This is a genomic window from Sphingomonas sp. J315 (genome assembly GCF_024666595.1).
Taxonomy (GTDB): Bacteria; Pseudomonadota; Alphaproteobacteria; order Sphingomonadales; family Sphingomonadaceae; genus Sphingomonas.
Map to the genome: position 1 here is coordinate 1267369 of NZ_CP088296.1, position 21510 is coordinate 1288878.

Sequence of the window (21510 nt, forward strand, 5' to 3'; positions counted from 1 at the left end):
GCCAGATGAACGAACTGCAGATCGACAGGCACGACGGCGGCATCGTCATCGCCACGATCAACCGCCCGGCGCGCATGAATGCGATCGACCGCAACCTGATCGCGTCGTTCGAGGCGCTGTTCGACCGGCTGGACGCGGATCGCGAGGCCCGGGTCCTGATCCTGACCGGCGCCGGCCGCGCCTTTTGCGCCGGAGCTGACCTCAAGAGCGATTTCGTGGAAAGCGCAGGACCCGAAGAGTCGCTGGCTTCGCAGCTTCGCCTCGCCAGGCTGATGGAGCGCATCGCCAATCTGCGCCAGCCGGTGATCGCCGCAGTCAACGGCGCGGCGGCGGGCGGCGGCTTCGCCTTCACGCTTGCCGCCGATATTCGCATCGCCGGGCGCTCGGCCCATTTTTCCATCGCCAACGCACGGCTGGGTCTCTCGGCTGGCGAGTGCGGAATTTCCTGGCTGTTGCCGCGCCTGATCGGCCTGTCGCGCGCATTCGAGCTGATGCTGACCGGCCGCAAATTCGAGGCCGAGGAGGCCGAGCGGATCGGCTATGTCCTGCGGACCGTGGCGGACGATGCGCTGCTCGATACCGCGCTCGAAACGGCCCGCCTGATCGCCGCGAACGCGCCCTTTGGCGTTGCGATGACCAAGGACGTCGTCCGCCGCAACCTGGAGACCGCTTCGATGCAGGCCGCTATTGCGCTGGAAGCGCGGACCCAATTGCTGTGCGGCGGTTCGGGCGATTTTCGGGAGGCGATCAGCGCCTTTCTCGAGAAACGGCCGCCGGACTTCACGCGGAGCAGCTGATCGTCCTCAGGGGGCGAGCGCGGCGGGAAGCTCGCCCCGATCAGGCGTGTCGGCCTGCCAACGCACCGACCCGACCGGCCGCTCGAGGAGCCTGGTCATGCGAAGCTGACCATTCTCGCCATAGCGTTCCGCGATAACGCTCAGTAGCCCGAGCTCCTCGGCGGTCAGGCGGGTGCGATGGCGAAGATAGTCATGCCAGGTCGGGCAGTGGAATCGCTCGATCCAGCGGCGCGCGTCAGCAATATCGCGCGCAAGCGACCAGGCGCTGGCCCCGTTGCGGCGACGGATGCGACGGATTTCCAGCATGATGTCATAGAAGCCGCGCGCATCTTCTTCGGGCACGATATGCACGACCTGGATGGCGATCGGGCCGCTACGCCCGGTTAGCGCGAGGTCGATCTCGGGGTCGGCCGGATCGTATCGTGCGGCGGCAGGGTTAGGGATATCCTCAGGCGATTTCATCAAGCGCCCGGCAATCGAGAAGGCCATCAACGCGACACCCGATGCGATCATCGCCGCCGTCAGCGACGATTCCTCCACGACATAGCCCCACACCCAGCTGCCGAGCGCAAAACCTCCCGCCGCCGTCGCCTGAAAGCCTGCGAGCGCCCGTCCCGAGACCCAGCGCGGCGCGCCCGTCTGAACCGCGACATTCAGCGTGGTCAGCGCCTGCGTCCAGACCGCCCCCAGGAAGATCAGGATCGGCGCCGCTACCCAAAGCGACCCTGCAAAGGCCAGGGCAATGATCGCCGCCGCCGTCAGGGCAACGCCATTCTCGGTCGGGCTGTGTCCCAGCATGCTGCGCAGCCGCTGCAGGAACACGCCACCGATCACCGCACCGCCGCCATAGCAGGCAAGCAGCAGGCCAAAGACGAGCGGGCCGCCCTGAAGATGGAGCTTCGAGATCAATGGCAGCAATCCCGCGACCGACGACGCCCCTGCGCAATAGAGGAAACTGCGCACGATCACCGCGCGCATCGCCCCTGAATGTCCAATATACTGGATCCCCGAGACGATCGCTCCGCCCACGCGCTCCGGCGGCAGGCGCGGCGTGTCCGGCACGCGCTTCCAGCGCCAGAAGGCGGCGATCATCGGCACATAGAGCAGCACCGATGCCGCGAATGCCGCTGCCGCGCCGATGGCGGCGACGATCGCGCCGCCCAGCGCCGGCCCGAAGCTGCGCGCGATGTTGAAGCTGATCGCGTTGAGGGCGACCGCGCGCGGCAGATCCTCGGCCGGCACCTGTTCGGAGACTGCCGACTGCCAGGAGGGCGTGAAAATGGTGTTGAAGATGCCGACCAGAAAACACAGCGCCAGCAACAGCCAGGGCGTGAGCAGGCCCGATAGGGCCACGCCAAGGAGCAGCAGGTTGGACAAGGCGGCGCCCCCCATCGCAAGGATGGCCACCCTGCGCCGGTCATAGCTGTCGGCGATCGCGCCCGCCGGCATTGCCAGGAACAGAAAGGGCAGCATCAGCGCGGACTGGACCAGCGCCACCATCTGCGCGCTGTCCGTCAGCAGCGTCATCGCCCAGGCTGCACCGACGCCGGTGATCAGCAGCGCCAGGTTCGACATCAGGCTGGCGAGCCATATCTCGCGAAAATTGCGATGGACGAGCGGCTGGAAGGTGCCGCTGTCCTTCCTGGTGCCATCAGCTTCTTCGTTCACCGCTTCGCCGCCATGCTGCGTCCGCATCCGCGGCAAGCTGCGCCCAACGACGCATCATCCAAGAACGGCCTCGCCGTCACCCAGCAGATCCAGTGTGTGCATGAATCGATGCCCCGCCATCGTCTGTGCGCAGGTCCAGCCCAGTTCGACGATCTCCGCGACCGAAAACGCCTCGGCCAATTCGACATAGGTCGCCGGCGTGATCGCATCGGGTTCGGTACACAGACGCACCAGGAACTGGAGCGCGAGACGTTCACGTCGCGAATAGCTGCCGGCGTCGGGATCGATCAGGCACGCGACGTCGCTTTCGGCGACGTCCGTCTCCTTGCGCGATTGCGAGCAGGGTCCGCATCCGTTGAGCTGGGCGCTGCGGATGCGAAGCAGCTCGCGTAGCCGGTCATCCAGCAGCGACCGGCGGAACATCGCCTTGTACCCCTCGTCCATCGCGCGCAACGCGGCGGGCGCACGCGCCATGACCTGAAGCGGTAGCGTCTGGCTGTACATGCCCGTCGCCTGACCGGCGGCGATCCGCGCGCGGCTCTCGGCATCGATCTCTTCCATCGGCAACGGGGCGATCACCGGCATCGTGTCACTCCGTCCATGCAAAGTTGGTGGTACGCAGCTGGCTGTGAAGGCCGGTATCCTGCACGACATAGCTCAGCATCATCTTGTCTCCCCGGTTATGGTGCGAATGCACCGCGCCGGGCGGGGTGACGAACAGCGTATCGGGCGCCCAGTCGATGCGCTCGCCATCGACCATCGAATAGACGCCCTCGCCCTGGATGCTCAGCGTCAGCGCAACCGAGCTGTGACGATGCGGCCGCTGGTCGCCGCCGGGCTCCAGCGTGTTGAGCGCCGAGAGCAGGGTCGGCGTCGTGACACGGCGGCTCGCCATCATCGCGGTGAGGAACACGACGGACTTGCCCGCCGCGCGCTGTTCGCTGTTGCGGCCATGGACGTTGTGGAGATGCTGTTCGGCGATCTCGCCGGGAAACAGCGTCGGCTCGATCGCGGCGTCGCCCGGCGCGGCCCGCAGATAGGCGAGCTCGGGCTCGTTGGTCACCTGCAGCAGGATCGCATCCTGCGCTGCCAGATGCTCGACCGGCTCACCGCCGGGCAGGCAGAATGCATCGCCGCGCTTCCACGCAAATTGTTCGGCCCGGCACACCGCTCTCCCGCGCCGCGCATGACGTAGAAGACCTCGCCGGTCGAGCAGTGCTGGTGCTGCAGCGTCTCGCCCGCGCGGATCACGACATAACGGGCGAGCATGGTCGGCGTGGTCGCGGGCCAGGGGCTGCCCAGCTGCCCGGACAGGTCGCAAGGGATCGAACCCGTCGCCGCATCGGCCGCGAACGCGCGATCGCGCTCCGCGCGGAACGCCGCGGCCGGCACCTTGGGCACGGGGCGGTCGAAGGCGATTTCGGGCGCATAGAATTCAGCGCGCGCAGCGGCCCTGTCAGGCCGTGCCATAGACGATATATTCGCCATGTTCCTCCTCCTTCGCCGGCAGCAGCGTCACCCCGCCGGAGATCAGTTGTTCGAGTGCATCCAACCCGGCCTGAGCCAGCGGCCGCCAATAGGCGCGTTCGTCCGCCGGCATCGCATCGATCGCCAGGTCGACATCCTTCACCAATACCCCTCGCACATGATGCGCGCGCTTTGGCACATGCAGCCGCGCGATCAGATCGATGGCAAAGCTGCGCCCGGTTCCCACCATCAGCGCCTGGCGCAGCGCCGCGGGCTCGACTCCCACCTTCCGGCCGAGCGCGAGCGCGTGGAATGCCTGGCCGATATTGACCACGGCCATCAGGTTGTTGACCAGCTTCGCATTCATCGCGGCGCCGACATCCCCCATGCGGATGATCGTTCCTGCGTAGCTCTCGAGCACCGGCATGGTTCGCGCGATCGCGCCGGCATCGCCCCCCGTCATCACCAGCAATTTGCGCGCGAGCGCGGCATGCCCTGATCCCGACACCGGCATATCGAGCAAGGTGGCGCCCCGGGCGGAAACCATTCGCGCCAGCTCGACGCAGGTTTTCGGGTTGATGGTCGAATGGATCGCGACCAGGCTTCGCTTGCGCAGAGCCGCGATCATGCCGCGATCGATCAGCAGTTCACGCACATCGGCATCACCGGTCACGCACAGGCAGACCAGTTCGCAGGCTGACGCCAGCGCCGCAGGATCTGCCGCAACCCCTGCCCCGCGCGCCACGAACCGCTCGATCGCGGACGCACGCCGTGCCCAAAGAGTGACCGGAAAGCCCGCATCCACGATCATGCGCGCCATCGGGCCGCCCTGATCGCCCAGACCGATGAATCCGACCCGCATCGCCTACTCCCCGCACCAGCAGCATGCAGCCCGCCAGGGGGCCACCCGCCGTGCAGTTCACGCTCACCCTGACATCGCCGGGCACTTGCCGCGCACCGCCGCGCTCCCACAACTGGGTACAGGCCTCGTGCAACTGACCATAAGCATGCAGGCGCCCGGCCGAGAGCTGACCTCCCCCGGTGTTGATCGGCATCTCACCCTCGATCGCGATCCGCTTGCCGCCTTCGACGAACGCGGCGGCGTCGGCGTGGTCGCAAATCCCCATCGACCCGAGCCAGGCCAGCGTATGGTAGGTGAAGCCGTCATAGAGCTGCGCCATGTCCAGATCGGCAGGCGTGAGATCGGTGCGCGACCACATCATCTTCGCTACCGACCGCGTCGCCTGCGTCGCGGGCGTCTCGATCTGCGACCAGCTGTAGCGGCGATGGAGTGCCGACCCGACCGCCTCGATGCGCAGCACCGGGTTGCGCAGATCGCGCGCAATCTCGCGGCGCGATACGATCAGCGCCACCGCGCCATCGCACGGCACGTCGCAATCATAGAGGTGCAGTGGTGTGCATATGAGCGGGGATGCCAGATAGTCGTCGATCGTGATCGGGTCGCGATACACCGCCTTGGGATTGCGCGCCGCGTTGCGCCGGTTGTTGACCGCGATCCAGCCGACCTGGTCGGGCCGCGCGCCATAATCGTGGATGAACCGCTGAAAATAGAGCGATTGCTGTACCGCCGCCGAGAGCGCCCAATAGGGCGCCCATTCGGCGAGCTGGCCATGGGCGCGCTCACGCCCCTTGAACAAGGCGTTGGCAAAGGTCCCGCCCTTGCGCGCCGAGGCTTCATAGACGGTGCGGAATACGAGGACATGGTTGCAAAGCCCCGCCGCGATGGCGCCGATGGCGTTGAATACCGCGCCCAGCTGTCCCGGCGTTTCGCCGCCGCCCGAATACCAATTGGGTTCGATCCGAAGCGCATCCATCAATGCGGGCACGCCGACCGGCGAAAAGCCCGAAGCATTATTGTCGCCACCGGGATAGCTCGACACGCCATCGATGTCGGCGCGCGTCAGCCCCGCATCCTCGATCGCTTCCATGCAGGCGTCGATCGTCAGGCCCAGCGGTGTCTTGCTGGCGCCGCGCGATACTTCGGACATGCCGATTCCGGTGATCGCGCATTCCTTTTCGCCGTAACCGCTCATGCCGCAGGCCCGAACAGCGGCACATGGAGATCTTCGACCGTCTCGAACCGCACCGAGACCGCCATCCCGATCTCGACATCGTCCGGGTCGCAGCCGACGATATTCGCCGGCAACCGCAGACCCGCCTGCTCGTCGAGTTCGACCAGCGCCAGCACATAGGGCACTGGCAAGTCCGGTACCCAGGCCTTGTAGTTGACGGTGAAGCTATAGACCCGCCCGCGTCCCGACACGGCTTGCGGCGCGACTGCGCGGCTTTCGCAAGCCGGGCAGAAGCGCGTCGGTGGATGCACATGATAGCCGCAATCGGCGCAACGCGCGATCATCAGCAGCCCATCGCGACCGCCGGTCCAGAAAGGCCGGTTATCGCCATCGACCGCGGGCAGTGGCCGAACAGGGCCGTTCATCGCTTTCTCTCTCCCGCGCGCTTCTCGGACTTCTCGCCTCGGCCGCAGCTAGGACCAAAAGCGGTTCCCCGCCACCGGCGGCCGCGATTCATCGCCTATCTGTTCGCATGGCGGCTCCGCTTGGCTTTGCCGGCATGCGCGCCCACTCTCCCGATCGGGAGAAGCGGATGCGTTATTCAAGGCTCGGCGACAGCGGGCTGCTGGTTTCAAAGCTCGCCTTCGGGACGATGACCCTCGGCGCCGCGTGGAAGGGGCCTTTGGCCGCGATCGACGAGCGCGTGTGCGCAACGCTCGTCAATCGCGCGCTCGACCTCGGGACTCAATTTCTTCGACACCGCCGACGTCTATCATCGGGGCGAGTCAGAGACGCTGTTCGGACGGGCGCTCGGCAAGCGGCGCGGCGAAGCGGTGATCGCCACCAAGGTCGGCATGAGGATGGATCAGGGCCTGCAGAATGCCGGTCTCTCCGCCCGGCATATCCATGGATCGATCGATGCCAGCCTGTCGCGCATCGGGACCGACTGGGTCGACGTCTTTATCTGCCACCGCCCCGATCCGCTGACCCCGCTGCACGAGACGCTCACCGCGCTCGATGCCGTGGTTCGCGCGGGCAAGGCGCGCTATATCGGCTTTTCCAACTGGCCGGCCTGGCTCGCCGCCAAGGCGATCGCGATGCAACAGGCGAACGGGCTGGCCCGGTTCGTGACCGGGCAGATGTATTATTCACTCATCGCCCGCGACATCGAGCAGGAATATGTGCCGCTCGCGCTGGACGCGGGGATCGGGACGATGGTGTGGAGTCCGCTATCGAGCGGGTTCCTCTCCGGCAAATACACGCGCGATGATCCCGGGGGACAGAATGGCCGGCTGGCTTCGATGGACCTGCTGCCCTTCGACCGGGAGCAGGGTCACCGCATCGTCGATGCGCTGAAGCAGATCGCCGATGCGCGTGGGGTTCCGGTTGCTGCGGTCGCGCTTGCCTGGGTGCTGGAGCGGCCCGCCGTCGCAACCGCCATCATCGGTTTCAGTTCTGAAGAACAGTTCGACGCCAACCTCGCCGCCACCGATCTGGAGCTGACCGCCGCCGAGCGCACCGCGCTCGATACGGTATCGGCGCCGGCAATCCCCTATCCCCAAAACTTCATCGCGCGGTTCGAGTCCGATGCGCGCGCGCAGGCGATCCTATGACTGAAACGCCCAAACGTTTGCCCCGCCATGTGATGCTCGCGCTTGCCGGACCCAGCATTCCGCTGGCAGCGCTCAGTCTTCCTTTGGTCGTCTATCTCCCTGCTTATTATTCCGGTACGCTCGGGCTGGACCTCGCGATGGTCGGCACGGTGTTCATGGTCGTCCGCCTGCTCGATATCGGGTTCGATCCGTTTATCGGCGGGGTGATGGACCGAGTGAAGACCCGGTTCGGGCGCTATCGCCCGTGGCTGGCCATCGCCGCGCCCATCATCATGCTCTCAATGGGCATGTTGTTCATGGCGCGACCGGGTGTCGGTCCGCTCTACCTCACCGGCTGGTTGCTGATGGCCTATGCCGGGTGGTCGATCATGACGCTGGCGCAGCTCGCCCTCGCCGCCAATGTCTCGCCAGACTATCATGAACGCTCCCGCATCTATGGCTGGTGGCAGATCGCCTTCTCGATCGGCATGATCGGTGCGATGCTCATGCCCAAGCTTGTCGGCATAGCCGGCATCACCGGGCAGGCGGCAAGCATGGCGGCGATGGCCTGGCTGGTGATCGTTCTTGCGCCCGTCATGGTCACCATCACGCTGGCGCTGGTCCGCGAACGTCCCGTGGTGGCCGAACGCCAGGGCGGCGGACTGCGCGACTATTTCGAGATGATGCGCAACCGCACCGTTCAGCGCCTGCTTGCCTGCGAGGCATTGCTCGGAATTACCGGCGGCGCGACATCGACGCTGGCGCTGTTCTACTTCACGCGGACCAAGGGGCTGGACGCGGCCGATCTGGGTCTGTTGTTCATCGTTCATGCCATCGCCGGCATGGCCTTGACGCCGCTCTGGTCGCGGATGGCCATTGCGATCGGCAAGCATAATGCGCTGGCCGTCGCCGCGCTGGTCTATGCGGCCGGTCAGGCGGCGATCTGGGCGGTACCGGCCGGACAGCTTGTCCTGCTGCTGCTGGCCCAGGGCATCGTCGGCATCGCCTATGGCGGCTCGTCGTTGCTGCCCCGCGCGATGATCGCCGATGTCAGCGACGAGGAGCGGCTTCGTACGCGGCAGGAACGGACCGGATTGCTCTACGCGCTGCTGATCGGGGTCTGGAAGATCGGCCAGGCCGTGTCCGTCGGCCTGATGTTCTGGGCGCTGTCGCTGTTCGCATTCGACCCCGCGCCCGGCGCCGCCAACGCCGCGTCGGCAATGACGGGCCTGCAGATCCTCTATATCGGCCTGCCGATCCTCTTGTGCTTCGCGGCTGCATGGGTCGCCTTCCGTTATCCGCTCACCGCGGCCCGTCATGCCGAAATCCGGCTCGAACTGGAGCGTATCGATGCATCACCCCTCAGCGCCTGAACCCTCGCGCGGTCAAACGCTTGCTGAATGGCGAACCGGCTGGGCGCTGGTCGTCGCAGCCTGTTGCGGCGTCGCGCTGGGCAGTGTTCAGATCTATGCGACCGGTGTGTTCGTGGCCCCGCTCGAAGCGGAGTTCGGCTGGTCGCGCGCGGACATATCGGCGGCGCTGATGGCGCCCGCGCTCCTTGGCGTATTGTTGTCGCCCCTGTTCGGGATCTTCATCGACCGATGGGGTGCACGGCGGATGGCGATCCCCGGCACGATCATGGTCTGTGCCACCACCGCCTCGCTGTCGCTTGCGGGTCCCTCGATCTACAGCTGGTGGGCGCTGTGGGCCGTGTTCGGCGTCGCCACGCTCTTCCTGAAGCCGACGATATGGTCGACCGCGGTATCGTCGCATTTCTCGGCCGGGCGCGGGCTGGCGCTGGCGGTCATGCTGTCGGGCACTGGCCTTGCGCAGGCGTGCCTGCCGACGATCACCCGGCTGCTGATCGACGGCCTGGGCTGGCGAGGCGCATATCTTGCGCTAGGCACCGGTTTTGCCCTGGTTGTCGTCCCCGTGCTCTGGTTCTTCTTCCACGACGCGCGCTTCGAACGGGATGGCAGCGGCAAGAAGATTTCCGATGCCGTCACCGGGTACACGCTGCGCGAAGGCGTCCGCACGCGGCAGTTCTGGCAGCTCCTGCTTACGGCGATCATCATCACCGGCGTGATCGTCGGCTTTGTCTTTCATCTCGTGCCGTTGCTGTCGGAAATGGGGCTGAGCCGCGCGAACGCGACCTATGCCGCCGGGATCGCCGGCATCTTCTCGATCATCGGACGGCTGGGGGTGGGGTTCATGCTGGACCGGCTGCCCGGGCCGCCGGTCGGCGCCATCAGCGTTGCGTTGCCGATCATCGCCGCAGCGCTGCTGCTCGCCTTTCCTGGCTCGGTTCCGATGGCAATCGTCGCCATCGCGTTTCTCGGCCTGTGTATCGGTGGCGAATATGATTCGGTGATCTATCTCTCCACGCGCTATTTCGGGATGCGCAGCTTCGGCAGCCTGTTCGGCTGGATCACGTCCGCGCTGCTCGCAGGCGTCGGGCTGGGACCGTGGATCGCGGGAACGATTCGCGACGCCACCGGCGCCTATGACTTGTTCCTGTGGATCGTCATTCCGCTGGCCGGTCTCTCCGCGGTGCTGCTTGGTACCTTGGGCCGATATCCGGACCATGGCCCGGCAGCCTGAGTGATCAGCCGCGCGCGGCCTTGTCGCGCGCATCGATCCCGCGGGCAGCAGCCTTGGCGTCCGCCCATTGCGCGTCGCTCCACTCGGTCAATGCCGAGAAATTCTGTCCCGTGCCTTGCCAGGCGGCCCCGTCGATCGCGATGGTCTGCCCGTTGATGAACTCGGCGCCCGGCGCGAGCAGGAATATGGCCAGATTGCCCAGTTCCTGCGGCGTGCCGTGCCGCCCCATCGGGTTCCAGCCGAAGCGGCTGTCGCCTGTGGGATTGAGGCGCGCGCTGGCCCCTTCGGTCTCGAACGGGCCGGGGCAAATCGCATTGAGCCGGATGCCGCGCCCGCCCCATTCCACCGCCAGGCTTTGCGTCATGACATGAACCCCGGCCTTCGACATGGCCGAGGGCACCGCGAAGGGCGATCCGTTCCACACCCAGGTCGCCAGGATCGACACGACCGACCCCTTGGTTCCGCCGGCGAGCCATCGCTTGCCGCACGCTTGCGTCATCTGGAACGTGCCCTTGAACACGATGTCGGCGATGGCATCGAACCCGCGCATCGACAGGTCCTCCGTCCGGGCAAGGAAATTTCCGGCGGCGTTGTTGACGAGTCCGGTAAGCGGACCGCTGGCCCAGATCGTATCGAGCATCGCCTCGATCGCCTCGGACGACTTGATGTCGCACACGATCGGGATCGCGCCCGTCCCCAGTTCCGCCGCGGCTTCCTCCAGCACCGAGGAACGGCGGCCGCACAGATAGACGGTTGCGCCGAGCGCGACGCAGGACCGCGCGATCTCCTTGCCCAGGCCGCTGCCCCCGCCGGTGACGAGGATACGGGAATTCCGCAACAACCCCTCTGCAAACATCGCCCTTCTCCTTCCCCACGGGCTTGGCGCGCCGGACGTCCAAAGGTCAACGCGTTGCGCAGCACATATCGGATACTTGGCGCGAGGGCGCGCCAGCCCTTTACGCGCCGCCCCCCAATGGATCAGGGACAGATGCAAAGGAGTGGATGAACGACCATGCCCTATCTCTATTCCGACGAGCAGAACCAGATCCGCGAAGAAGTACGCCGCACGCTGTCCGGCACGGCCGATCCGGCGACACTACGCGGGTTGCTCGAGACCAGCGGCCAATATGATGAAGGCTATTGGCGAACGGCGCGCGACATGGGCTGGACCGCCATGAATGTCGCCGAGGCCGATGGCGGTTTGGGGCTCTCGCTGGTCGAGACCATGATCGTGGCCGAAGAAACCGGGCGGGTACTGGCAGGCGCGCCGTTTCTGGCAACCGGCTTCGCCGCGGCGCACGCGCTCAAGCTCGGCGATCAGCCCGAATTGCTCGGCGCGCTTGCCAGCGGCCAGAAGATCGTGGCCCTTGCCTTCAGTGAAGGAAACGAGCCGCTTCCCCTCGGCCCTGCTGTGGCAATCGGGCCCGACGGCCGCGTTGCCGGGGAGAAGACCGCGGTTCTGGGCGGCGCCGTCGCCGATGTGGCATTGATCCTGTGCCACGACGCGGGCGGCGTCCCGGCGATTGCGCTGATCGACCTCAACAGCGCCGGCGTGACCCGCGCGCCCATCGCCAGCATCGACAACAGCCGCTGCCTCGCCACCTTGTCGTTCGACGGCGCGGCCGCAACGGTGCTGCGGTTGAACGACGCAGCGCTGGTCGCCCGGCAATGCCTCGCGCGGTTCGCGCTGCACCTGGCATCGGAGGCGGTCGGCGGCATCGAAGCCTGCCTGAAACTGGCGGCGGACTATGCCAATCAGCGCCAGGCATTCGGCCAGGCGATCGGCAAGTTCCAGGCGGTGAAGCACGCCATCTCGGAAATCTATGTCGCGAACGAACTGGCGCGCGCGTCGGTGCTCGATGCGGCGGTACGGCTCGAGAATGCCGATGACGATGCCGAAGCCTATGTCGCGGCAGCGCGGCTGAACGCGATCCATGGCTATGACTATGCCGCCGCAGCGTCCACCCAGGTCCATGGCGGGATCGGCGTGACCTGGGAGGCCGAGCCGCACCTCCACTATCGCCGTGCACGCAGCCTCGCGCTGGAGGCGGGCGGCGCGACCTATTGGGAAGACCGCATCGCCAGCTATCTGGAGGCCGCATAATGTCCGATCTGAATGCCTTTCGCAGCCAGGTCCGCACCTGGCTTGCCGGTCATGCCGCCGAGTTCGGCGTAGAAGCGCGCCGCGGCTTGAGCGAAGCCGACGACCTTGCCCTTGCCCGTCGCTGGCAGCGCACCAAATATGATGCGGGCTATGCCGGCATCTCCTGGCCGAAAACCTATGGCGGCGCGGGCCTGAGCGAACTTGAGCAGGCAATCTTCGCCGAGGAAGAGGCCAAGTTCAATTTCGGCACCAGCTATTTTGGCATCTCGCTCGGCCAGCCGATCCCGGTGATGCTGAAATATGCCTCCGAAGACCTGCGCCAGCGTTTTGCGCATCCCGCGCTGAAGGGCGAGGAAATCTGGTGCCAGCTCTTTTCCGAGCCCGCCGCGGGTTCGGATCTTGCAGGCATCCGGTTGCGCGCCGTTCGCGACGGCGACGACTGGGTTCTCAACGGACAGAAATTGTGGACGAGCTGGGCGCAATATTCCGATTATGGCGTGATCGTCACCCGAACCGATCCGGCCGTCGCGAAGCATAAGGGCCTGACCTATTTCTGGCTCGACATGAAGACGCCGGGCATCACCGTTCGCCCCGTTCGCCTCGCCAATGGCGAGGAGGATGTGAACGAGGTGTTCTTCGACGAGGTTCGCATTCCCGACAGCCAGCGGCTCGGACCGGTCGGCGGCGGCTTCGGCGTTGCGATCGATACGCTGATGATCGAACGCTATTCGGCCGCGGACGAGGCCGGATTCGGCCCTGCGCTCGATTCCTTCGTTTCGCTGGCCAAGGTAACGACGATCGACGGCAAGCCCGCGATCGAGGACGGACGCACCCGCCGGGAGATCGCCAACGCGTTCCGCCAGCAACGCGCACTGGTGGCGATCCGCACCAAGACGTTCATGGCGCTGCAGGAAGGAGCCGAGCCGGGCGCCGAAGGATCGATCCACAAGCTGGTGTCGATGCGCTTGCGGCAGCGGCTGTCGGCAGCCGCGATGGACCTGAAGGGTGCGGCGGGCGCAGAACTCGATCCGCATGCCTTTCCCAAGGACGACTGGGCGCATAGCTGGCTGACCGTTCCCACGCTGCGCATCGCGGGCGGCGCGGACGAAATGCTGCTCAACACCATCGCCGAAAGGCTGCTTGGTCTTCCCCAGGATTATCGCCCCGACAAGGCGGTACCGTTCGACCAGATCCAGCCCAGCCGCTGACGGAGCATGCAATGACTGCAATCAATGAGGGCACCTCACTCACCATCGAGGATGGCGTCGCCATCGTCACGCTGGACTTTCCTCCCGTCAACGCAATGTCTCCCGCCCTGATGGACGGCCTATACGACGCGCTGATGGCCGCGCTGAGCGACGATGCGGCGAAAGCGATCGTGCTGATCTGCGCGGGCCGTACCTTCATTGCTGGCGCTGACCTCAAATCACTGGGCAAGGTTCAGCCCAAGGTCGATTTCTTTGCGCTGCAGGACAGTATCGAGAACAGCCCCAAGCCGACCGTGGCGGCGCTGCACGGCACGGCGCTTGGCGGCGGCATGGAAACTGCCCTGACCTTTCACTATCGCATCGCGGTCCCATCGGCGCGGATGGGTCTGCCTGAAGTCAATCTGGGCCTGCTGCCCGGCGGCGGCGGTACACAGCGCCTTCCGCGCATCACCGGCGCGGAGGCCGCGCTGGACCTGCTGATCAGTGGACGGCAGGTCGGCGCGAAGGAAGCGTTGACCATCGGGCTGATCGACCGGCTGGCGGCCGAAGGCGCGTTGCGCGAGGATGCGATCGCCTTTGCGAAGGAATTGGTCGATGCGGGCGAGCCGCCCAAGCGGATACGGGATTGCGAAGCCAAGGTGGCTGCAGATCGCAAGGATGCAGGCCTGTTCGACCGGTTCCGCACGTCGCACGCAAAGCAACTGAACGGTCTCGACGCCCCGCAGGCAATCGTCCGCTGTGTCGAGGCGGCGGTCGCGGGTCCATGGGAAAAGGGTCTCGCGATCGAGCGTACCGAATTCCAGACACTGCTGGCCGGTCCGCAATCGGCCGCGCTCCGCCATGCCTTCATGGCCGAGCGGGCCGCGCAGAAGATACCCGGATTGCGCGCCGACCTGCCGCTGATCCCCGTCACCAAGGTCGGCATCGTCGGCGCCGGTACGATGGGGAGCGGCATCGCGATGGCGTTCCTCGCCGCCGGATTCGCGGTGACGATCGTGGAGACGCAGCAGGCAGCACTGGACCGGGGTGTGGCGCATATCACGGCGACGCTGCAATCGCGGGTCGAGCGCGGCAAGCTCGCGGCAGACAAGGCGGAGGCACAGATCGCGGCGCTGGCCCCGACGCTCGATCTATCGGAGCTCGCGGACGCCGATCTGGTGATCGAGGCGATCTTCGAGAATCTGGCGGCGAAGCAGGCCTTGTTCGGCACGCTGTCCGCCATCGTTCGGCCCGACACGATCCTCGCAACCAATACCTCGTTCCTCGATGTCGACGCCATCGCCGCCGGTGCGGTGGGACCCGAGCGCGTGCTCGGGATGCATTTCTTCTCGCCGGCCAACGTCATGCGGCTGCTCGAGGTGGTCCGAGCCGCAAAGACCAGCGAAGCGGTGCTCGCGAGCGTGATGGCGCTGGCCAAGAAGCTGGGCAAGGCGGCGGTCGTCTCCGGCGTCTGTTTCGGATTTATCGGCAACCGGATGCTGGCGGCGCGCCAGGTCCATGCCGATGCGATGGTGCTGGCGGGGGTACTGCCCTGGGACATCGACCGGGTACTGACCGGGTTCGGCTTTCCGATGGGGCCGTTCGCGATGCTGGATCTTGCCGGACTGGATATAGGCTGGGAGGGCGACACGGACAGCGTCAAATCCCGCCTCGTCGCGGCTGGCCGCAAGGGACAGAAGAGCGGCGCTGGCTATTATGACTATGAGAACAAGACGCCCAGCCCTTCGCAGACGACACTCGATATGATCGCCGGTCTCGCAAGCGTGGCTCCCGGATCAGTCACCCTTTCCGACAGAGAAATCCTCGACCGGCTGTTGCTGCCGATGATCAACGAGGGGGCAAAGATCCTGGAGGAAGGGATCGCGCTCCGTGGGTCCGACATCGACCTGGTCTGGATCACCGGCTATGGCTGGCCCGCGCAGACAGGCGGACCCATGTTCCATGCCGACGCGATCGGGCTGACCCGGGTGGTGGACGGGCTTCGCCGCATGGGGGTTGAGCCGGCAGCGCTATTGCTCAAGCTCGCATCGGAAGGCGGTTCGCTCGCCGCCTATGCGGGCTGATCGTCCAGCAACGCGGCAAGCTCCTCCGAAACCAGATCCAGCCCGGCTTCCACATCGATCGCGGCTTCGTCTTCCGCCGCGGCGCTGGCGAACTGGTCGATCCGGGCGAGCGTGAGAGCAAGCCGCGCGCGATCGCGCGCGTCGAACCTCGCCAGGGCCGGAAACCGCTCGGCAAGCGCCGTCGACAGGAGGGCGCGGTGCTCGCGCAACAAGGCGCGCGCGTCCGCATCGCTCGCCAGGCCGAGGTGAAACAGCGGCATCGCATCCCGATGCCGCTTGAGCGCAGCGACATATTCGCTCAGCCAATGCCGGGCGGCGGCAACGTCGACGAGCGGTGCATCGCACAGCTCGCGGAAGATCAGCCGTACGCCGCGCATATTGGCGGCGAGCAACTCACGCAGGATCGCGTCCTTGTTGGCGAAGTGAAGGTAGAGGGTCGCCCGCCCGACCCCCGCCGCCCGCGCAATCTGGTCGATCGAGGTCTCGGCGACACCATGCTCGTAGAAACACTGGCGCGCAGCGTCGGCGATGCGCCGACGGGTGAGGCGCCGCTGATCCTGCCGGGTGACGGGCCGCACGAGGCTCACAGGCGGCCCCTCGCCCAATGCATATGTGATCGCTGGTCCATGACAATGGACAGGTGGCAGTTGACTGGACGATTGTCCAGCCAAGGAGAGTTGGATGAACCACGCAATGCCTCGCAACCGCGGCGCAAGACCATGACCGGCCATCTCGAAGGCAAGGTTGCGCTTGTCACGGGCGGCAGTCGCGGAATGGGTCGCGAGATGGTCCTCGCCTTCGCCCGCGAAGGGGCGGACGTCGTCATCGCCAGCCGCAAGCTCGACTCATGCCAGGCAGTCGCGGCAGAGGTCCGCGCGCTCGGCCGACGCGCGCTCCCCCTCGCCGTGCATGCCGGTGAATGGGGGCAGATGGAGACGCTCGCCGACACTGCCTGGAGCGAATGGGGACGGGTCGATATTCTCGTCAACAATGCGGGCATGTCCCCGGTCGAACCCAGCAGCGTGGCCACCAGCGAAGCGCTGTTCGACAAGATCATCGCAGTGAACTTCAAGGGGCCGTTCCGCCTCGCCGCGCTGCTCGGCACGCGAATGCGCGAGGCCGGCGGCGGCTCGATCATCAACGTCTCGTCGCTGGGCGCGAAGAACCCGCAACCCGGCATCATCCCCTATGCCGGCGCCAAGGCCGCGCTCAATGCGATGACCCTGGGGCTCGCACGCGAGTTTGCCCCGATGGTGCGCGTCAACACGATCTCGCCGGGTATGTTCGCGACCGACATCTCGCGGCACTGGGTGAATACCGCGGCGATGCAGGCAGGCATCCCGATGAAGCGGTTCGGACAGCCCGACGAAATCGTCGGTGTCGCCTTGTACCTGGCATCCGACGCCGCTTCCTACACCACCGGCGCCGATATCGCGGTGGGCGGCGGTATTTGATGCGGACGCTGCTCAGTCACCGCCCCGGCGGACCGGAAACACTCCTGATCGAGGAACGGCCAGACATCGCCCCCGGCCCTGGCGAAGTGCTGATCGATGTGCATGCCGCCGCGCTCAACTATCCCGACGTCCTGCTCATCCAGGACCTCTACCAGATCCGCCCGCCACGCCCCTTCGCACCGGGGTCGGAAGTCGCAGGCGTGGTGCGGGCGGTCGGCAGCGGCGTTACCCGCTTTGGTGTCGGCGATCGGGTCATCGGCACGGCAGCATGGGGCGGCCTTGCGACCCAGTTCATCGTTCCCGAAGCGAATTGCATCGCAATCCCGGCCGGCATGCCGTTCGATGAAGCCGCCGCCCTGATCGTCACCTTCGCGACCAGCCATTATGCGCTGCGCGACCGGGCAGCGCTTCGTCCTGGAGAAACGCTGCTCATACTGGGTGCGACCGGCGGCGTCGGCATCGCGGCGATCCAGCTTGGCAAGGCATTTGGCGCGCGCGTCGTCGCGGCTACATCCTCGCCCGAAAAGGCGGCGCTCGCACGCGATCAGGGTGCGGATGCTACGATTGTCTACCCGGCGGATCTTTCGGGTCGCGACAGCCAGCGCGCGTTCACGGACGCTCTGAAAGCCGAGGGACCGATCGACGTGATCCTGGATCCCGTCGGCGGCCCGCTCAGCGAAGCCGCTGTGCGAAGCATCGGGTGGCAAGGACGACACCTGATCGTCGGTTTCACCGCGGGAATTCCCACGCCTCCCCTCAATCTGCTGCTGCTCAAGGGCGCATCGTTCGTCGGGGTCTTCTACGGCGATTTCACCCGCCGGAACCCGGACAGGCGGAACGAATATCTGGCGGAAATTGTCGCGCTGCACGCTGCCGGAGCGATCCGTCCGCATATTTCCCGCCGCCTGCCGCTCGAGCGCGCCGCGGAGGGGCTCGCGGCGCTGGCCGAACGGTCGGCAACCGGAAAAATCGTCATCGAAATAGGTGCCAAATGAGAATCAGCCAGCTTCATCCCCAGTTTTTCGGCGAGGTGGTGGACCTCGACCTTTCGCAACCGTTGCACGGCGATCAGGTTGCGGTTCTGCAGCGGGCGATCGACGAACATGCCGTGCTGGTCTTTCGCGATCAGCAGGCGATGGATGACGATGCGCAGATCGCGTTCAGCGGACTGTTCGGTCCGCTCCAGCGTTCGATCACGGTTCATCGCAAGGATACCGAACGCCGCCTGAAACGGGACGAACTCAGCGACATCTCGAATGTCGACGAGACGGGACAGAGGCTGGCGGCGGACGACCGGCGCAGGCTGCTCCAGAAGCCCGCACGGCTATGGCATACCGACAGTTCGTTCCGAAATCCGCCGGGACGCTACACATTCCTGGCGGCGCGTACGCTTCCACCCGAAGGCGGCGATACCGAATTCGCGGATATGCGCGCGGCTTATGATGCCCTCGACCAGTCCACCCGAGACCGGATCGCAACGCTCATCGTCCACCATTCACTCGACCGGTCCCGTCGCCTGGCAGGCGCTCCAGCCCTGAGCGAGGAAGAAGCACGCAACCTGCCGGGTGCGGAGCATCCGTTGGTGCGGCGTCATCCCTCGGGCCGCGACGTCCTCTATCTGGCTTCGCATGCCGAATGGATCGTGAGTTGGCCGGAAGGTGAGAGTCGCGCGCTGCTCGACGCGCTTACCGCGCATGCGACCAGTGCGCCGTTCGTCCATCGCCATGTCTGGCGCGACGGCGACCTGGTGATGTGGGACAATCGCTGCACGATGCACCGCGCCACCCCGTTTCGGGACGATCTTTACCGTCGCGACATGCGGCGAACCACCGTGGCGGACGAGTAGCGACAGCGATTTCTGACGGTTCATCAACAGGAATGTGCTGAAACCATCCGCCGCATGGCCCAAGAACCGACATGCTGTATGTTACTCAAGAGCCGGACCAGATACGGCCATGATGGACCCGAGGGAGGGGATATGAAGCCTGTTTCCAAGCGCGCCTTGCTGACCGCAAGTGCAATCGCCGCATTGATTTCCACGCCTTCCTTCGCCGCGGACGAGCCTGTGGCCAGCGCGGCGTCGCCGGCTCAAACGGCCGGGCAAACGGCTGCGGACCCGGGCGCACCGGCCGCACAGGACGACGCCGGCGCACCGGCGGAAATCGTCGTTACGGCCCGTCGCCGCGAGGAAGCTCTGTCGCGCGTCCCGGTTGCCGTCACAGCATTCGACAGCTCGATGCTGGCCGAGCGTTCGATCACCTCGATCGACCAGCTGACCCAGGCGACGCCTGGCCTCACCTATGGCCGCTCGGGCGGCAGCGCCAACCCGCAGATCGTGATCCGTGCGCAGAGCCGCTCGAATATCGGCGATGCCGCGCAGCCCGTTCTTACCTATTTTGCCGATGTGCCGCTTCCTTATGTGGCCAGCGTCATCCCGACCTACGATCTTTCCTCGGTCCAGGTTCTGAAGGGACCGCAGGGTACCCTGTTCGGCCGAAACTCGACCTCCGGCGCGGTGCTGGTCTATCCCACGGCGCCGTCGCACGAACTCGGCGGCTACCTGTCCGCCAGCTATGGCAATTACAACGCGATCGTTGTCGAAGGGGCGCTCAATGTGCCGATCGTCCAGGACAAGGTTGCGATCCGCGTCGCCGGCCAGCGCAACAAGCGCGACGGGCACACGATATCCCAGGTCACCGGGCAGGATCTGAATGACATCAACGACACGTCGTTCCGCGTGTCGCTGCTGATCGATCTCGGCGATTTCCAGAACACCACGGTCTATGACAATATCCGCTGGGAACGGCAGGGCGACGCTGCCGTCCTGACCCATCTGTATCCCGGAACGATCACGCCGCGCTTTCCCGGTTTCAACACCTTCTTCGATTGCGGTACCTCGGCCTCCTGCGATGTCGATCTCGCGCTGGCGCGGCAACAGGCCGCGGGGGTCCGCAAGAACTTCACCGCTCCGCGCGTCTTCCAGAATGTTCAGCTCCAGGGCTTGTCGAACACGACCACGCTCAATCTCGGCAACATCACGCTGAAGAACATTCTAGGGTACAGAACCGCCTATCACTACAGCCTGACCGATACCGACGGCACCGAGATGGGGCTGACAACGGCTGAGAATCTTCAGGATTTCAGCCAGTTCAGCGAGGAATTCCAGGTCCAGGGAAGCTTCCTCGAGGACCGGCTCGATACCATCTTCGGCGCATTCTATCTCAAATCGAAGCCCAGCGGCCGCACCGGTCTGATCGTCGCTCCCTTCACGCCCCGCCTGCCCGCTTCGCTTGTGCTGAGCTATCGTACGCAAGAAAGCAAAGCGCTGTTTGGACAAGCCAGTTTCAACCTGGGCGGCGGCTTCAAGATCGATGCCGGTGTCCGTCACACATGGGACAAGACCACCTCGTGCGCGACTGGCTATAGCGCGAACAATCCGTATGTTCCCGGCACGCCGGTCGCATCGCTCGATCAGTGCCGGAACGGCGGAACGCTCACGGTGAACGGCGCTCCGGTGGCGATAAAGGGCACGCAATCCGTCGCGGATTCCGCCGCCTGGACATGGAATTTCGGCGTCAACTATCAGGCGACCGAGAGCATTTTCCTCTATGCCACGGTTCGCCGCGGCTATCGCGCGGGCGGCGTCAACACGCCGGTTCTTGGCGGGATCCTGACCCCGTTCCAGACCTATGAACCCGAAACGGTGGTGGATGCCGAAATCGGCATGAAGGCACGCTGGTCTGCGGGCGGGGTGCGCGGCACGTTCAACATCGATGTCTTCCGGGGCACGTATAACGGGTCGCAGCGCGGCGTTAACGGAACCAACAACAATTTCGATGGCGACGGTAATCCCAATAACGACCCGTCGGCGGGCACGATCATCATCAATGCCGGCAAGGCGCGGGTGCAGGGCTTCGACATCGACGCGACGATCACGCCGACACGCGGCCTCACATTCGGCGGCTTTATCAGCTACAATGATGCAAAATATCTGGATACGGGAACCCCGGCAGTCCTTGCATCGCGAAACGCCTTCCCGGCTAAGCCCGAGGACACGGCGTTCCCCTATGCGCCCGCGCTCACCCTGGGCGGCAATGTCAGCTACGAAACCTCGCTCGGCCCGGATATCGGGGGTCTGACGTTCAACGCCGATGTCTATCGGGCGAGCCGGACCTATTTCAGTCCGTTCAAGAGCGACAAGCAGTTGAGCCAAGGCGCCTATGCGGTGGTTGGCGCGCGGCTGGACTGGACCGATGTCGGCGGGACCCCGCTGACGCTGGGCGTCTTTGCCCGTAACCTGTTCAACGAAGTCTATGCGGTCGGTGGTGCCAATACCGCGACTTCAGCTGGATATGCGTCGCTGTTCTACAACGAACCGCGCACCTATGGTGTTCAGGCCAAGCTGAAATTCTGACACTCGACTGACTGTTGTCATGACGAGACGGCGGGCCTTGCGGTCCGCCGTCTTCATTTGCGGGCCGATGACGATCGAGGCCGGACACTATAGCGAACAAGAGCGATCA

General features: G+C 65.5%; 19 protein-coding genes and 1 pseudogene. 11 read left to right on the forward strand and 9 right to left on the reverse strand.

Features of this window, described 5'->3' with window-relative positions; all coding sequences use genetic code 11:
* The first annotated feature begins 5 nt into the window (after positions 1–5).
* Entirely contained in the window at positions 6–797 is a 792-nt protein-coding gene (locus LRS08_RS06545) for an enoyl-CoA hydratase/isomerase family protein (RefSeq protein ID WP_257844428.1), read from the forward strand.
* A 6-nt stretch (positions 798–803) separates the two neighbouring features.
* Here the strand turns inward: LRS08_RS06545 and LRS08_RS06550 are convergent, their stop codons facing one another.
* The 7 genes and pseudogenes from LRS08_RS06550 to LRS08_RS06575 all read right to left on the reverse strand — a co-directional run bounded on the left by LRS08_RS06550 (position 804) and on the right by LRS08_RS06575 (position 6390).
* Complete coding sequence (locus LRS08_RS06550) at positions 804–2465, reverse strand: MFS transporter (RefSeq protein ID WP_257844427.1); 1662 nt, start codon at positions 2463–2465, stop codon at positions 804–806.
* A 54-nt stretch (positions 2466–2519) separates the two neighbouring features.
* On the reverse strand, positions 2520–3050 hold the full coding sequence (locus tag LRS08_RS06555; RefSeq protein ID WP_075150287.1) for a carboxymuconolactone decarboxylase family protein: 531 nt from the start codon (positions 3048–3050) through the stop codon (positions 2520–2522).
* 4 nt (positions 3051–3054) lie between these two features.
* On the reverse strand, positions 3055–3633 hold the full coding sequence (locus LRS08_RS06560; protein ID WP_260481468.1) for a cupin domain-containing protein: 579 nt from the start codon (positions 3631–3633) through the stop codon (positions 3055–3057).
* Entirely contained in the window at positions 3525–3935 is a 411-nt protein-coding gene (locus LRS08_RS06565; RefSeq protein WP_260481469.1) for a hypothetical protein, read from the reverse strand. The genes LRS08_RS06560 and LRS08_RS06565 overlap by 109 nt, the downstream gene beginning before the upstream one ends.
* The gene (locus LRS08_RS06570; protein WP_257844425.1) at positions 3922–4794 is read right to left on the reverse strand and encodes an NAD(P)-dependent oxidoreductase; all 873 of its coding nucleotides are present in this window, start codon (positions 4792–4794) and stop codon (positions 3922–3924) included. The genes LRS08_RS06565 and LRS08_RS06570 overlap by 14 nt, the downstream gene beginning before the upstream one ends.
* A 43-nt stretch (positions 4795–4837) precedes the next feature.
* A pseudogene (locus tag LRS08_RS20235) lies at positions 4838–5986 on the reverse strand (thiolase family protein); the annotation flags it as partial.
* Positions 5983–6390, reverse strand: coding sequence for a Zn-ribbon domain-containing OB-fold protein (locus LRS08_RS06575; protein ID WP_257844423.1), 408 nt, complete (start codon positions 6388–6390; stop codon positions 5983–5985). The gene LRS08_RS06575 and the pseudogene LRS08_RS20235, both read right to left, overlap by 4 nt.
* 297 nt (positions 6391–6687) lie before the next feature.
* On the opposite strand from LRS08_RS06575, the gene LRS08_RS06580 reads away from it, so the two are divergent.
* The 3 genes from LRS08_RS06580 to LRS08_RS06590 are packed head-to-tail and all read left to right on the forward strand — an operon-like array spanning position 6688 to position 10158.
* Positions 6688–7578 carry an aldo/keto reductase gene (locus LRS08_RS06580; protein WP_260481658.1) on the forward strand — a complete coding sequence of 297 codons (891 nt, stop codon included), beginning with the start codon at positions 6688–6690 and terminating at the stop codon, positions 7576–7578.
* On the forward strand, positions 7575–8930 hold the full coding sequence (locus LRS08_RS06585) for an MFS transporter (protein ID WP_260481470.1): 1356 nt from the start codon (positions 7575–7577) through the stop codon (positions 8928–8930). Before LRS08_RS06580 ends, LRS08_RS06585 begins: the two co-directional genes overlap by 4 nt.
* Entirely contained in the window at positions 8908–10158 is a 1251-nt protein-coding gene (locus LRS08_RS06590; RefSeq protein WP_257844421.1) for an MFS transporter, read from the forward strand. Before LRS08_RS06585 ends, LRS08_RS06590 begins: the two co-directional genes overlap by 23 nt.
* Before the next feature lie 4 nt (positions 10159–10162).
* Here LRS08_RS06590 and LRS08_RS06595 read toward each other — a convergent pair whose 3' ends face one another.
* Positions 10163–10996, reverse strand: a complete 834-nt coding sequence (locus LRS08_RS06595; RefSeq protein ID WP_241232433.1) for an SDR family oxidoreductase — start codon at positions 10994–10996, stop codon at positions 10163–10165.
* 174 nt (positions 10997–11170) lie between these two features.
* Between LRS08_RS06595 and LRS08_RS06600 the strand changes: the two genes are divergently transcribed.
* From LRS08_RS06600 to LRS08_RS06610, 3 genes are read left to right on the forward strand one after another with little or no spacing between them, the layout of a single operon-like run.
* Positions 11171–12262: an acyl-CoA dehydrogenase family protein gene (locus LRS08_RS06600; RefSeq protein ID WP_257844420.1), complete on the forward strand. Its 1092-nt coding sequence runs from the start codon at positions 11171–11173 to the stop codon at positions 12260–12262.
* A complete protein-coding gene (locus tag LRS08_RS06605) occupies positions 12262–13470 on the forward strand; it encodes an acyl-CoA dehydrogenase family protein (protein ID WP_257844419.1) in 1209 nt (402 codons plus the stop codon). Before LRS08_RS06600 ends, LRS08_RS06605 begins: the two co-directional genes overlap by 1 nt.
* 11 nt (positions 13471–13481) lie before the next feature.
* On the forward strand, positions 13482–15533 hold the full coding sequence (locus LRS08_RS06610) for a 3-hydroxyacyl-CoA dehydrogenase NAD-binding domain-containing protein (RefSeq protein WP_257844418.1): 2052 nt from the start codon (positions 13482–13484) through the stop codon (positions 15531–15533).
* Here the strand turns inward: LRS08_RS06610 and LRS08_RS06615 are convergent.
* Positions 15521–16120: a TetR/AcrR family transcriptional regulator gene (locus LRS08_RS06615; protein ID WP_257844417.1), complete on the reverse strand. Its 600-nt coding sequence runs from the start codon at positions 16118–16120 to the stop codon at positions 15521–15523. The two genes, LRS08_RS06610 and LRS08_RS06615, sit on opposite strands and share 13 nt — an antisense overlap.
* Positions 16121–16252: 132 nt before the next feature.
* On the opposite strand from LRS08_RS06615, the gene LRS08_RS06620 reads away from it, so the two are divergent.
* The 4 genes from LRS08_RS06620 to LRS08_RS06635 all read left to right on the forward strand — a co-directional run bounded on the left by LRS08_RS06620 (position 16253) and on the right by LRS08_RS06635 (position 21401).
* Complete coding sequence (locus LRS08_RS06620) at positions 16253–16987, forward strand: SDR family NAD(P)-dependent oxidoreductase (protein ID WP_257844416.1); 735 nt, start codon at positions 16253–16255, stop codon at positions 16985–16987.
* Positions 16987–17982: an NADPH:quinone oxidoreductase family protein gene (locus LRS08_RS06625; protein ID WP_260481471.1), complete on the forward strand. Its 996-nt coding sequence runs from the start codon at positions 16987–16989 to the stop codon at positions 17980–17982. The genes LRS08_RS06620 and LRS08_RS06625 overlap by 1 nt, the downstream gene beginning before the upstream one ends.
* On the forward strand, positions 17979–18833 hold the full coding sequence (locus LRS08_RS06630; protein WP_260481472.1) for a TauD/TfdA family dioxygenase: 855 nt from the start codon (positions 17979–17981) through the stop codon (positions 18831–18833). Before LRS08_RS06625 ends, LRS08_RS06630 begins: the two co-directional genes overlap by 4 nt.
* Before the next feature lie 132 nt (positions 18834–18965).
* The gene (locus LRS08_RS06635; RefSeq protein ID WP_257844414.1) at positions 18966–21401 is read left to right on the forward strand and encodes a TonB-dependent receptor; all 2436 of its coding nucleotides are present in this window, start codon (positions 18966–18968) and stop codon (positions 21399–21401) included.
* Positions 21402–21510 lie beyond the last annotated feature (109 nt).

Coding starts and splice junctions, on each gene's coding strand:
- LRS08_RS06545 (WP_257844428.1), top strand. CDS start 6: ATGAACGAACTGCAGATCGACAGGCACGACGGCGGCATCGTCATCGCC.
- LRS08_RS06555 (WP_075150287.1), bottom strand. CDS start 3,050: ATGCCGGTGATCGCCCCGTTGCCGATGGAAGAGATCGATGCCGAGAGC.
- LRS08_RS06565 (WP_260481469.1), bottom strand. CDS start 3,935: ATGGCACGGCCTGACAGGGCCGCTGCGCGCGCTGAATTCTATGCGCCC.
- LRS08_RS06570 (WP_257844425.1), bottom strand. CDS start 4,794: ATGCGGGTCGGATTCATCGGTCTGGGCGATCAGGGCGGCCCGATGGCG.
- LRS08_RS06575 (WP_257844423.1), bottom strand. CDS start 6,390: ATGAACGGCCCTGTTCGGCCACTGCCCGCGGTCGATGGCGATAACCGG.
- LRS08_RS06585 (WP_260481470.1), top strand. CDS start 7,575: ATGACTGAAACGCCCAAACGTTTGCCCCGCCATGTGATGCTCGCGCTT.
- LRS08_RS06590 (WP_257844421.1), top strand. CDS start 8,908: ATGCATCACCCCTCAGCGCCTGAACCCTCGCGCGGTCAAACGCTTGCT.
- LRS08_RS06600 (WP_257844420.1), top strand. CDS start 11,171: ATGCCCTATCTCTATTCCGACGAGCAGAACCAGATCCGCGAAGAAGTA.
- LRS08_RS06605 (WP_257844419.1), top strand. CDS start 12,262: ATGTCCGATCTGAATGCCTTTCGCAGCCAGGTCCGCACCTGGCTTGCC.
- LRS08_RS06610 (WP_257844418.1), top strand. CDS start 13,482: ATGACTGCAATCAATGAGGGCACCTCACTCACCATCGAGGATGGCGTC.
- LRS08_RS06620 (WP_257844416.1), top strand. CDS start 16,253: ATGACCGGCCATCTCGAAGGCAAGGTTGCGCTTGTCACGGGCGGCAGT.
- LRS08_RS06625 (WP_260481471.1), top strand. CDS start 16,987: ATGCGGACGCTGCTCAGTCACCGCCCCGGCGGACCGGAAACACTCCTG.
- LRS08_RS06630 (WP_260481472.1), top strand. CDS start 17,979: ATGAGAATCAGCCAGCTTCATCCCCAGTTTTTCGGCGAGGTGGTGGAC.
- LRS08_RS06635 (WP_257844414.1), top strand. CDS start 18,966: ATGAAGCCTGTTTCCAAGCGCGCCTTGCTGACCGCAAGTGCAATCGCC.